This window comes from Cupriavidus sp. GW823-FHT06D04 (genome assembly GCF_058795055.1).
Genome location: NZ_JBXAHL010000035.1, coordinates 41,449 through 54,273 on the forward strand (window position 1 = coordinate 41,449; position 12,825 = coordinate 54,273).

General features: G+C 62.5%; 9 protein-coding genes and 1 pseudogene. 2 read left to right on the forward strand and 8 right to left on the reverse strand.

What is annotated here, in order from left to right; genetic code table 11:
* Positions 1 to 109 precede the first annotated feature (109 nt).
* From fabI to AC1Q7H_RS30970, 8 genes are all read right to left on the reverse strand, one after another.
* Positions 110 to 892, reverse strand: a complete 783-nt coding sequence (fabI, locus tag AC1Q7H_RS30935) for an enoyl-ACP reductase FabI (RefSeq protein WP_035815612.1) — start codon at positions 890 to 892, stop codon at positions 110 to 112.
* A gap of 76 nt (positions 893 to 968) precedes the next feature.
* Positions 969 to 2,159 (reverse strand): acetate/propionate family kinase, encoded by a 1,191-nt coding sequence (locus AC1Q7H_RS30940; RefSeq protein ID WP_013959530.1) that lies wholly within the window; start codon positions 2,157 to 2,159, stop codon positions 969 to 971.
* 4 nt (positions 2,160 to 2,163) lie between these two features.
* Entirely contained in the window at positions 2,164 to 3,126 is a 963-nt protein-coding gene (locus AC1Q7H_RS30945) for a phosphate acetyltransferase (protein ID WP_193351107.1), read from the reverse strand.
* Positions 3,127 to 3,165: 39 nt separating this feature from the next.
* Positions 3,166 to 5,487: a DUF3141 domain-containing protein gene (locus AC1Q7H_RS30950; RefSeq protein WP_153955602.1), complete on the reverse strand. Its 2,322-nt coding sequence runs from the start codon at positions 5,485 to 5,487 to the stop codon at positions 3,166 to 3,168.
* A 156-nt stretch (positions 5,488 to 5,643) separates the two neighbouring features.
* Entirely contained in the window at positions 5,644 to 6,231 is a 588-nt protein-coding gene (locus tag AC1Q7H_RS30955) for a DUF1344 domain-containing protein (protein WP_013959533.1), read from the reverse strand.
* Between the two features lie 61 nt (positions 6,232 to 6,292).
* Positions 6,293 to 6,547 (reverse strand): RNA-binding protein, encoded by a 255-nt coding sequence (locus AC1Q7H_RS30960; RefSeq protein ID WP_153955604.1) that lies wholly within the window; start codon positions 6,545 to 6,547, stop codon positions 6,293 to 6,295.
* Between the two features lie 82 nt (positions 6,548 to 6,629).
* The gene (locus AC1Q7H_RS30965) at positions 6,630 to 7,547 is read right to left on the reverse strand and encodes a DUF2950 domain-containing protein (protein WP_153955605.1); all 918 of its coding nucleotides are present in this window, start codon (positions 7,545 to 7,547) and stop codon (positions 6,630 to 6,632) included.
* A gap of 17 nt (positions 7,548 to 7,564) precedes the next feature.
* Positions 7,565 to 8,941, reverse strand: a complete 1,377-nt coding sequence (locus AC1Q7H_RS30970; RefSeq protein ID WP_153955606.1) for a DUF3300 domain-containing protein — start codon at positions 8,939 to 8,941, stop codon at positions 7,565 to 7,567.
* A 1,050-nt stretch (positions 8,942 to 9,991) separates the two neighbouring features.
* Between AC1Q7H_RS30970 and AC1Q7H_RS30975 the strand changes: the two genes are divergently transcribed.
* Together AC1Q7H_RS30975 and AC1Q7H_RS30980 are read left to right on the forward strand one after the other, a co-directional pair.
* Complete coding sequence (locus tag AC1Q7H_RS30975; protein ID WP_153955607.1) at positions 9,992 to 10,420, forward strand: hypothetical protein; 429 nt, start codon at positions 9,992 to 9,994, stop codon at positions 10,418 to 10,420.
* Between the two features lie 1,356 nt (positions 10,421 to 11,776).
* Positions 11,777 to 12,732, forward strand: a pseudogene (locus tag AC1Q7H_RS30980) (IS5 family transposase).
* Positions 12,733 to 12,825 lie beyond the last annotated feature (93 nt).

Below are 12,825 nucleotides of genomic sequence, written 5' to 3' on the forward strand. Positions count from 1 at the left end.
GGAAAGAAAGTGAGTTCGTTGAATCGATGGCGGCCGCCTAAGGCAGGCGTCACAGGCATCGAGCGCAGCCTTTTTGCCTCCCGCCAAGTCAACGGGGTACTTGCTGGCGTCATGCCATGATATTGACGCCGCCATCCACATACAGCGTTTCGCCCGATAGCCGCCTGGCGTAGGTCGTAGCCAGGAAGGCGCAGGTGTACCCGACATCCATGATGTCGACCAACTCGCCAAGTGGAGCGCGTTCCACGGCGTCAGCGAGCATCAGATCGAAGCCCTTTAGTCCGGATGCAGCGCGCGTCTGCAGTGGCCCTGGCGAGATCGCATGCACGCGGATGCCGCGCGGGCCCAACTCGTACGCGAGGTAGCGTGACACGGCTTCCAGGGCGGCCTTCACCGGACCCATGACGTTGTAGTTCGGCACCACCTTGTTGGCGCCGTGGTAGCTCATGGTGAACATGGTGCCACCATCGCTCATCAGGGGCGCCGCCAGCCGCGCCATGCGTACGAAGGAGTGGCAGGACACATCCATGGCCTTGGCAAAGCCTTCGGCCGAACAATTGAGCAGGCCTCCCTGCAAAGCGTCTTTCGGCGCCCAGGCGATCGAATGCACCAGAATGTCGAGTCTTCCCCACTGCTCGCTGATTCGCCCAAACAACGCGTCCATTTCCGCTGGGTTCGTGACATCCAGGGGCAGAAAGATGGAAGCGTCAAGCTCCTGCGCCACCGGCTCGACAAACTGGCGCGCCTTTTCGCTGGCATAGGTAATCGCGACCTCTGCTCCCAGTTCGCGGAAGGCTTTGGCGCACCCATAAGCAATGGAGTGTTCGTTCGCGATCCCGCAGATGAGTGCGCGGGCGTTGTTGAGGATCGGTTGTTGCGGCGCTGCAGTCATGGCACTCTCTCCCGGATTCATTTTTGCCAGTGAGCCGTCAAGACCAAGCCGCTGCCTTGATGGGCTATAACGGCGGTCATCGTGTAGGCATTGCAAGGGCGTCCCTGGTATGTCTGGCAATCATCAGTTCCTCGTTGGTCGGGATGACCCAAACAGGAATACGGCTCGAGGCCAAGCTGATACGCGGTCCGTCGCTGGCATTGGCGGCGGGATCCACGCTCACGCCAAGCCATGCCGCCAGCTCGCATACACGCTCGCGGATCGGCGCGGCATGCTCGCCGACGCCTGCAGTGAAGACCAGCGCATCCAGCCCCTGCGCGGCGGCAGCCAGCGAGCCAAGCTCGCGGGCGACGCGGTAGGTGTACAACTCGATAGCAAAGCGGGCTTGCGGATCGTCGCTCGCAAGCAGCGCGCGCATATCGCTCGACACGCCAGAGACGCCGAGCAGGCCCGACTTGCGGTAGATCAGGTCCTCGATGGCCCGAGCATCCATTCCGAGTTCGCTCATCAAGTACAGAATCACGCCCGGATCGAGGCTGCCGCAGCGCGTTCCCATCGGCAGGCCATCCACCGCGGTAAAGCCCATGGTGCTGGCGACGCTGCGCCCCGCCACCAGCGCGCACATGCTGCTGCCGTTACCGAGGTGGGCCACGACCGTGCGTCCTGCTGCTGCGCCGGCATCGACGCTCGGAAGGACCCCCGCGATGTACTCGTACGACAGCCCGTGGAACCCGTAGCGCCTGACGCCTCGCGCCGTAATCGCCGCGGGCAATGCGAATGCCTGTGCCACTTCGAGCTGCGCCCGGTGGAAGGCGGTATCGAAGCAGGCGACCTGCGGCAACTCAGGGCGCCGTTCGGCAAGGATGCGGATCGGTTTGATGTTGTGGGGCTGGTGCAGAGGCGCGAGCGGGCAAAGCGTGTCCAGTTCTGCCAGCAGTGCCTCCGTCACCCTTGCCGGCTGGGTGAAGCGTACTCCCCCGTGCACAACCCGGTGCCCCACTGCGCTCAGCGTATGCCCTTCCCCATGGCCGCGCAGGAAGTCCGCCAGGAAGGCGATGGCCCCCTCGTGGCCGAGATCGGTGCCGGCGTCCCACCGCTTGGTCTCGATCTCGGCCCCCGATGCATCAGTCGCGCGGAATGCCGGCGCCGTGTAGAGCCCGTCGATGCTGCCGCGCAAGACAAGTCTTAGTGCATCGTCATGGGTGTCGTACGCACAGTACTTGATGCTCGACGAACCCGCATTCAGGACCAGAATCAGTGCGGCCATGGCATCACCCCGCAACCTGGCCGGACTCGCGGCGTGCCCTGGCCACCAGCACGGCCACCGCGCACGACGCCAGCCGGGTCGTGACGGAGTCGGCGCGGCTGGTCAGGATGATCGGCACCCGCGCGCCCAGCACGATGCCCGCGGCGTCGGCGCCGGCCAGGAAGGTCAGGCTCTTGGCGAGCATATTGCCGGCCTCCAGGTCCGGCACCAGCAAGACATTGGCACGCCCCGCCACGGGCGAGTCGATCTTCTTGATCCGCGCCGCATCCAGGTTGATCGCATTGTCCAGGGCAAGCGGCCCGTCGACCACCGCGCCGGTGATCTGGTGGCGGTCGACCATCTTGCACAGCGCGGCGGCATCGATCGTCGATGGCACCTTCGGGTTGACCGTCTCCATCGCCGACAGGATCGCCACGCGCACCTCCTCGACCCGTAATGCGTGGGCCAGGTCGATCGCGTTCTGCAGGATGTCAGCCTTCTCGGCCAGCGTCGGGGCAATATTGACGGCGGCGTCGGTGATGATCAGGGCGTCCTCGTGCCCTGGCACGTCCATCACGAAGCAGTGACTGACGCGCCGGGCGGTGCGCAAGCCGCTGTCGCCCTTGACCACGGCTCCCATCAGCTCGTCGGTATGCAAGCTGCCCTTCATCAGGGCCTCGGCCTTGCCTTCGCGCACAAGCTGCACGGCGGCCGCCGCTGCCGCATGGCTATGATCGGCATCGACGATCGGGTATTCGCGGATGTCGAGACCGGCTGCGCGCGCAGCGTCCTCGATGCGCGAGCGTGGCCCGACCAGGATTGGCGCGATCAGGCCCAGCCGTGCGGCCTCCACCGCGCCTTCGAGCGAGGACTGATCGCACGGATGCACCACCGCGGTAGGCGTGGGCGGCATCGTCTTGCAGTAATCGATCAGACGTTGGTATTTCTCATGCTTGGCGTTCACGGCTCGCTCCTGCATCAGGGTCATTGGTATCGGTCGCCGGCGATGCAGGCGACCCACGGCGCGCTAGGACGCGCGCTTGAGTGGGACGGCCGTGCCGCCCACGCGTCCCGGCTTGGCGCTAAGTAGCGTGCGGATCTGCTCAAGCATTGCCGCCTGCTCGGGCGTGGGCGTGGCGCCAAGCAGGCGCTCATCGGTACGCAGCTTCTCCGCCAACGCCTGCAGCCGCTGCCGGTCGGCCTGATGCCTGAGCAGTACCGGCAGGGTCTGAAGCGCCTGCTCGGGCGCGTACCGCGCGATCAGTTCCTGCTGACCGCGGATCCTGCGCCAGGCGTCGGGCGCCAGCTCCGGCAGCAGATCCGCATATTCCGTCACCAGTTCCTTGCGCAACTCTAGCCTGGACAGCGGCAGTGGTTCGCCCTTTCGGCTCAGCAGGCAGGCGAGCCGGGCGATGGCCTCGGCGTATCCGCCACGCCCAACTGCGGCCAGCGCCGTCTTGACTTCCGGCAGGTCCTGCGGGGCGGTAGCGGCCGATGTGCCCGCGCGGGCGGGAGGCTCGCTCCCTGACAGGAACGGGAACAGGTTGGCGTACACGTTGAAGAATGTGTACTCAGTCATGGCATCGCGCACGGCCCGGTAGGCGTCCAATCCCGCGCTGAGCATTTCCGCCCCCGCCTGTTCCTGCTGCCGCAGCGGATGGTCCGGTTCCAGCGCTTGCCGGTTGGCTTTGATCGCCTCGGCGGCGGGCTTCAACCATGCCATCCACGGATTCAGGTCCGAGAACAACCAGTTCTGCATGCGCAGCGGATGGAATTCGCGCAGCACCCGCGCTGTCATCTCATTGGACACCGCTTGGACGTAAGGCTGCGCAAAAAGCTCGTAGGCGCGCTGCGTGAAGTCCGACAGGTTGGCGACCGTCTCGAACGGCTTCTCGTCGACGCGATCAAAGCGGTTAAGCCTGCTGGCGATCTCCTCGAGCGAGTGCTCCTCAAACTCGACCTCATAGTCCACGCCAGCGCTGCCCTTGCGCTCATGGATGACCATGCCGTAGAGCCCCGGCGGCAGCAATTCGATGCTCTTGAGCACCGAGACGATCTGCGCGTGCTCCTTCTTCGCGACCGTGCCGGAGACGAAGATGCCGAGATGGCCGACGCTGCGGTGCAACATGCCGACGATCACCTGGCCGCGAGCCTTGATCTCCTCGGTACTGCCATAGATATCCACCACCCAATTGAATGCCTGCTGTGGCGGGGTAATATTGTCGCCCATCGAGGCAAACAGCACGATAGGCGAGCGGATCTCGCGTAGATCGAACGCCTTGCCGCCGGCGTTCTTGACGTCACCGTCCCAGAGCTTGTTGCCGACGAACAGGTTGCGCGTGATCCATTCGATCTCCTCGCGGTTCATCAGGTAGTAGCCGCCCCACCAGCGCTCGAATTCCAGAAAGCGCGGCGGTTCGGTATCGGCCTTCTTGTACAGGTTGTAATACTTGTCCCAGAGACTGTTGGCCGGATTCAGGTTCTCGAAATTCTGCACCAGCCAAGCGCCATCGAACTTGCCGTTGCCGAGGTCCGCCGTGTACGAGGCCAACCAGGTCCCACCCAGCAGTCCGCCGGAATAGCGCATCGGGTTGTCGCCTTCGCCCTCGCTCCAGGCACCACTCCAGTACGACATCGGTGCGCCATTGATCACGATCGGCCCGGCGTCGTCCGGGTCCGAGGCCCCAAGCATCATCGCGGCCCACCCCCCCTGGCAATTGCCGACGATCGCTGGTTTGGCGCTGTGCGGATGCAGCGCGCGCACTTTTCTGATGAACTGTTGCTCGGCCTCGCACACGTCCAGCAGGGTCTGCCCCGGCTCGGGGTCGCGGAAGAAGATGACGAAATACACCGGATGGCCGGCACGCATCGCCACGCCCACCTGCGAGTCGTCCTTGAAACCGCCGATGCCGGGGCCATGGCCAGCGCGGGGATCGATGATGACATAAGGGCGGCGGCTATCGTCGATCGTCACGCCATCGGGCGGTGTAATTTTCAACAGGGCATAGTTGACGGGCCGTTGGAACTGGCGCCCGTCTAAAACGGTCTCGTAGCCAAAATGCAGGACCGGCTTGAGCCCCTGCATGGCATTTTCGACAAAGTTGTTGCCCCGTTGCCTAAGCGTGTCCCAGAACAGAATGGCACGCTGCATGCCGTCGATGGCATATGCATAGCCGCTCATCGGATCCATGCCGGCCATCGGCGTGGGCGGGCCGGCGCTCGGATCCCCAACGGCCTGCTGGACGCGTCCACGATAGGCCTCCTGCGCAATCTTCAGGCGCCTTTGCAGCACCATGCCGGTCTTCAGGCCAACTTCACGCGCGTGAACCAGTTGCTTTGCTGCATCCATGTCGATCTCCGCTGGAAATTCTGTGACAGAAGAGCCAAGGGGGGCCGGGGGCAGTTCGCCGTGGCGAAATACCGAATTGGCTGCGCCCCCGACTGCGGACGCCAGGATGGGAGCCCGCATGGTCGACGGGCTTGGCTCGTCCTGGCTCCGGTGCTGCTACTTGCCCGCGGCCGGCTGCACCGACACCGCAACGGCCTCGGTATAGACTGCTTCGACCCGATCGCCCTTCTTGATGCCCTTAAGACGGTCTGGATCCCCCACCACGAGGTCCACCGTGCGCCCTTTCGGCCCCTTCAGGGTCACGGTCTTGGCGCTGGTATTGACCGCTACAACGTCCGCCGTGACGGTCACTTCCCGGCCGACTGTGCCACCTGGCTTTGCTCCCGGCGCAGCACGGTCCGAGGTCTCGCGCTCGTGCATTGCGAGCGGCCCCTTATCCTTCTTGAGGCTCATGGTCAGGGCTTCTTTGTACTCTATCGTGACGGTATCGCCGACCTTGAGCTGTTCGAAATTCCTCGCCTCCGGTCCCACGACTAGGTCCGTGGTCTTGCCGTCGGCGGATTTGAGCGAAACCGTTCGCGTCGGCGCATCGATCTTGACGATCTTGGCGGTGAGCTTTGCCGTGCCGGTCGCTGTCGCCTGTCCGGGTGACTGCGTGATATCCACGCGGGTTTCGGTTTGCCCCCACGCAGAAGCGCTAGCCGCTACCAACACCGCAGCGGCCAGCAATGACATGCGTTTCATGGTGTATCCCCTGATCAGACTTGCGTTGCACTCATTCAGAGTGTCCTATGCGCCCCTCGCTTCAGTTGAAGCGCTCTCTCATTACGAGGGCCGTGATCTTGTGACTTTTCCAAAACATATCGTGAATACGCCCCCGTAGCTTGTCCAGGGTGTCATTGTCGAGGGTATCGAAGGTCAGCCGCACGGCAGGCCTGGTGCCGTCGCCTTCCATGTGTTCGATGCTGGTGTATTCCGGGAATCCGTACTTCACCAGGAAGGCGCCGATTTCCTCATCAGTGGTTTTGGCGTCGAGGTTTCCAAGCAAGAGAATAGACATGACTCACCTTCGGTTTAGGCCAAATATCGGAAAATGCCGTCGACATCATCGCTCGACGGCAGGCAGGCAAGCAGCGTGCGTGTCACGGCGTCACCTCGGTCCAGCCCGGCCCCGGGTCGAATGACCGGATCGCCACAGCCTTGGCTGCGCTATCCGGTCCAAGATCACGCTCAAAGACTCGCCCATCGTGGCTGACCATGAAGCTCTTGATGCCGGTGTCGCCGTAGCGAACCGGCCACGCGATCACCGCAAATCCACCGAAGAGCTTGCCATTCACGAGATAGTCATACTTGCCACCCGGAGCATGGCTTCCCTGCGAGGTAAGCAGCTTGTAGCGATAACCGTAGTAGCCTCCCTGGCCCCTGCTACGCATGCCGGCCTCAAGGAACGCTGGTCCCAGCGGGCTTTGCGCCTCGCCGGGCTTGGTTGGCCAGTACAGGCCGTCGTGCTTGCCGGGCGAGCTGACGAGCTTCGCCGCGTACACCGACATACCCTGCGTCTTCTGGGCCATCTGCGCGTACTCATTCTGCGCATCGCAAACGGCCAGCAAGGTCTGCATCACCGCCAGCTCGTTGCTGCCGATGCGGCGCAACTGCATTTCGGCAACGCCGGCGCGGGTATCGAAATGCCATCCCTTGGCCGTTTTCACCAGTGGAATCGGCAAGGTCCAGCCGTCATTGCCGGCCGCAATCCGAGCGCGGTTGCCCCCTTCGGGGCGAATGGCATGCGATTGGCTCCAGGCCTCAAGGAAGCGGTAGCGAATCTCTGCGCCAACCGGAGGGATCAGTTCGTGATAATTGGCACCAAGCAGGGACTTCATCGCATCGTCGTCGCTGGTGGCAACCGCCTCGCCAAATGCGTTCATAGCAGCCTCGGGCGAGCTGAAGTTTTTCTGCGCATGAGCTGGGGCGATCCCCAAGGTCAATAGCGCCAGCACCATGGCGATGGCGCTGCCCCAGGCGCAAGACCGGGACCGAGGAAGTCGTTGTATCGAGTCCATGATCGCATCCCCCAAGATTAGCGCCTACCGCCGCCACGCCCACCACCACCGCCTCCGCCACGGCCGCCGCCTCCGCCTGCGAATCCGCCGCCGCCGTGACCACCGCCGCCTCCTCTGGCCGCACCGCTTTGGCGGTGTCCAGAAGACTGCATGCTGGATCGGCCCCGGTCAAAGTCACGTTGGGCCGCGGCGCCACCCCCGCCTACGCCCTGGAACGCGTTCTCCCGACCGCCGCCCGCGCCGCCGCCACGCCCGCTCCCGGCACGATTCGACACGCCGCTGCGGTCTCCGGCACCACTGCGGTCGCCGCGCCCTCCGCGATCGGCCACAGACGCCCGGTCCGCCCCCCCACGCCCTCCGCGATCGGCCGCAGACCTCCGATCCGCCCCCCCACGCCCTCCGCGATCGGCCGCAGACGCCCGGTCCGAGCTGCCCCGACCGCCATCGCGACCACGGTAATCATTGCGCCTGTCGGAACCGGCCGAACTCCTGCCACCAAACTTCTCACGCGAAGCGTTATCCCGGTACGCCACGCCTTTCCGATGCGAGGCATCGTGCTGCCATCGTCCACCCCCCTGCACCTTGGTGCGGTCAAAGTTCCGGTCGATATTGGCAGCCTTGTTGACGTTGATGTTCACGTCGCCGCCACCCCAGTTGCAGTTGCCGAAGATGGCCCCGGCAGCGGCCAGGCCGACGCCCCATGCAAAGCCAGTGGCCAGCGCTGCGCCCGGATAGTAGGCAGGATATGGTGGCCAGTAGTAAGGTGGATAGGCGGGAGAGCTCCAGGCGCCGTAGACAACGGTCGGATTGTAGGCCGGCACGTAAATGACCTCCGGGTTCGCGGGCTCAATCCGCACAACAGTCTGGCTGGGCTGCCCCTGGACCGGAGCCGGAGGCGACTCCACGATCACGTTCTGTTGCTCGTTCGACTTGAGGTTCCCCGATTGCTGCGCTCGCGACCGCAGCCGCTGCACCGCCGCCAGCACATCCTTCTCCTGGGCGAGGAAGGCATCGCCCAGCTTTTGCGTCCAGTCGAGCTTGTCGTTCATCGGCTCAAGCGCCTGGGGAAACGCCACTAGCGACTTCACGCTGACATCCCAGGGCTGGCTCTCGACCGCCTTCAGGGCGGCATCGCCTTTCACTTTCGGATTGGCCTTGACCCAGCGTGCAGCCTGCACGATCTCGAGCGGATACGTGGAGGCCATCAGGACCTGGGACAGCACCGAATCGGGGTAGAGCGCGATGGGCGCGACCAGTGCCTCGAGTTCTTCAGGCTTGAAGGGAGCCGGCTGGTCCGACGCAGCTTGCGCATACGCGTTAAAGGCGATCAGCGTCAGACTGGCGAACAGCCATGCTCCGACATGACGGAACATATGTATAAGCCAACGGTTCATCCCCCATCCTCCCAGCGGCCGTTTGCCGGTTACCCCCGCGGACCTGCAGACCCCATTGGCACAATCGTTCATGAACACGGCAATTACCGGCTAACGAACCGGTGAACGCTGGCGCCTGGATGAAGTAAGCCTGATAAGTTGGTGGCTGATGCTTCCCAGGCGGATCCCGGTACCAGGGCTCGACAAGTTCCTGTTTCCTACGAAGCCTGGACCACAGTTCCAAAGGGAAGCCGGCCGCAAACATTGTGTACCGTACGCACTTTGCGCCCAATCTAGCCGCAACCGTCACGCAAGCTGACATGAAATTTTTTAGAAGGAGAAATAAGAAAAATATGCGTGATCCATCGTCGACTGGGGTTGCCCCGTTTCATCGGACACCCATTACGCGGTAGGAATGCCCATTACTGAGCACCCCCCGCACAGATCCCGGCATGCCCAATTCGGGCACCGGGCTCCTACCTCGGGTGTTTGACGGCGAAACCCTGATCGGGCCATGGATGGCGGATTCGCGGTTGCGGGAGCCAAGCATCTGCGAGCCGGTTCATTCGCTCCCATGTCATTGCGTCCTTTTGGCTGCGTCGCCGGAGCGTGCGCCGCCAAATGTCAGTGACGTGATAGCGGAATGCGCCAAGCACTCGCGAGTTTGTGGGTACAGCGTGATATGTGAAGTAGTCCGCATGGCCGGACCGCGCTTCCGCCCGCCTCGCCCCGGTGGCCGCGGCGATGACCTGGGCACCTGGCTTGGGGGTCACGGCAGTAGCCGGCCGGTACAAGCCGTAGGTCAGTACGCCGTTCTCCGCCACTTCGAACCGAGAGGCGGGCGACATGAGTCGGCGCATAAGGTAGCCCAAAGCGAACTAGCGAACGCGGTGACCATGGGTCGCGCAGAGCTGCGAGGCGCGCTGCGGTACTATGAAGCGTTGCCCTTGGGTAAAGGCTAAGGGCCAAATGTTCGCAGCTGGATTGCGTCACATTGAGTCGTTTAACCGCGGTCGCCGAATATCTCCGAGCCCGAACAACTCGCACGCGACAACCTATGGGAGTAGAGCCATGGTCGCAGTCAAACACGAGGATCTTTCTATGGCCTTCGACTTCGTTAGCTACGCGGCGCCGATGGAGCACAACGCGTATGTCTCGCTCGATACTGGCAGAGTCTATTGGACCTCTGAGTCCAATGACGCGTTCGACGAGGATATTCCTGACGACCTTGAAACTTCCGACCGATACCTTGCGATACCACATAAGAACGATCTCGATCTTGGAAGAACTCTCGCCTTACGCTTTGTCGCACAAGAGCTGCCTGCGTGTTACGACCAGGTCGAAGGATTTTTCCAACGGCAAGGGGCTTACTCGCGCTTCAAGGATTTGCTGCGGCGAGAGGGCGTTCTCGAGGTCTGGTATACGTTTGAAGCCGACTCTGTCGAAAGAGCGCTGAGACAATGGTGTGCCGAGAACGGTCTTGAGATTCTTGAAGCGTGACGGGCCGGTTAATCAGGCCAAAAAACGTTTGGCCGCACAGGTTCTCCTTCGGTAATTCAGGCGCCGCCGTGCCAAAGCAATCACCTACCTAGCGCATAGTCCGATCGGAACACTCCGGTCGCAAATCGTCGACTATCGGCCAGTTGCGACCATTCGGCAGACGACCTACCAATGGCCGCCTGTGACGAAAAGCGTCTTTCATGACATCTTGAGGTGGCCTGGAGCAGTGATCGTGAATTTCACAGACAGTTGCCGCCGGATTCAGCCACTCACGTTTCCAGCGAGGCGAAAAGACATCGAGGGGATTCAGAGCGAGGCACTCGAAGCAGAATGAAAGGCCGCGTCGGTCGGACACCCACGCTGCTGGTGTTTGGATCGCCACTAGTCTGTCGACGTTAACGTGAGTCAGAGCTGCGAGACGGGCAAGCACCAGTTCATCAACCAGTGGAAACAGCAGCCATCCACAGCGGGGCAAGTAGGGGAATGCCCCAGGCTGCTACGATCCATTGACCGGCTTCTGGCGGTCGACGTCTATGCGCCGCTACTGTGCGAAGAATCGCCGCCACGGTGCTGGGAGTTGCACCATGACCCAGCCGAACCCATCTCCTTATACATACATGGACGCCCCCCGAGATTGCCATGGCTTCAAGATCGATGGCTCGAAGGTGGAGATTGCAGCCATACATCCGGCCTCATATGCGGGAGTTGGCCGCCGGCCGCCATGCCGAAGTCTTCCCTGTCGCCCACTGCGTCAGCGACGGCAAATGGGTCACTTTCTACAAGGACGGGGAAGAAATCTGGGCGTGCAATGCCGTGTATGCCGCTGCGCATTTCGACTCTTCTAACGAGTCGAACGCTTGCGCGTCGACGGCCGACTGAGGTGCCGGCGGCGCTCGCACCCTGCCCTTCTCTCCCAATCAAACATACCACCCCAAAATTTCGGTGAACGGGCGTTATGTTAGAAATTCAGCGGTAATGCGCCCTTCTGTTCCTTCTTTCCCGTCCCCATTTCTGATGAGTCTTCACCCGCGGCCCACCGCTACAACCTTCCACTTCGCCATTACTCTTTTGCGCTGAGGGAACGGGCGTCTAGATAGCGCTCTGCACCCGCCCCCCATCTGAGTGGTGTCGATTGAAGATAAAGCGGGATGCGTTGGTCTATAACGTTACCCTCCGAAACTGGCAAGGCCAACTCGACACATTCGAGGAAAACGTATCAATTATGTCAATTGCTTTGATGGGCGTTGTTGCATAAATCCGGGGTGGGTTGGGCTGACGTTTACGCGCAACGGCTGGAAAGCTGCCTCTGTTAACTTCTGACGAAGCGGCGTAGTGTCTTGGATTTTTTCCGGGACGATGCGCAAGGACAACCGACAGCAAACCGAGCCCAAGAGGGTCTACCGCGTCAAGAACTGGGCGCAGTACAAGGGGCTGATAGCCCGAGGAGACGTGACGATGTGGTCGAAGAGAGCTTGCTCGTGCCACCGGCTAAAGCCCAGTCGCCCAAACCTGGCCACCCGTTTGTCTATACGGATGCGCTGATTCAGGGTCTGCTCGGTCTCAAGCAGGTGTTCCACCTGCCGCTGCGCGCGCTGCAAGGCTTCGCGCAGAGCTTGCGCACCCTGGCCTTCCCAACGTTGCCAGTGCCGAACTACACGACATTGAGCCGCCGCGCGCAGAATCTGAACGTCGTGCTGCCCGCCTCGCGTACCGGCGAGGCGCTGCATCTGGTGATCGACAGCACTGGGCTGAAGCTTTACGGCGAAGGCGAGGGGAAGGTTCGCAAGCACGGTTGGTCCAAGCGCCGGACTTGGCGCAAGGTCCATCTCGCCATGGACGCGAACACCGGCCAAATCTGTGCTGCACTGATGACCCACCAGGACGTTGGCGATGGCGAAGTGTTGGCCGACCTGCTCCACCAGATCCCGGCTGATACACCGATCGATACCATCGGAGGCGACGGCGCTTCCGACAGCAAGCCGTGCCACGCGGAGATTGCCGCGCGAGGTGCACAGCCCTCGACCCCACCACGCTATGGCGCGAAGCCTTGGTCCGAAAGTACGCCGGGCGCAGCCTGGCGTAACGAGGCCATCGATGTCATCGAGAAGAGCAGTCGAGGCGAATGGAAAGCCGCCAGCGGCTATCACCGGCGCTCGCTGGCCGAGACCCTGATGTACCGCCTCAAGACGCTGACGGGACACAGTCTGTGGGCACGCGAAATCGGGTCGCAGGCCGCCGAAGTGGCCATCCGTGCGGGCGTGCTCAACCGCATGGTCGCGCTCGCTCGCCCGCAATCCGTCCGTATCGCCTGAGTTCAGCCTCACCGAGGAGCCCCTGTTTTTAATCTCGATTTATGCAACAACGTCGATCAAAGGGAAAGCGTGGATTCGAAGCCTGTTGGGTTC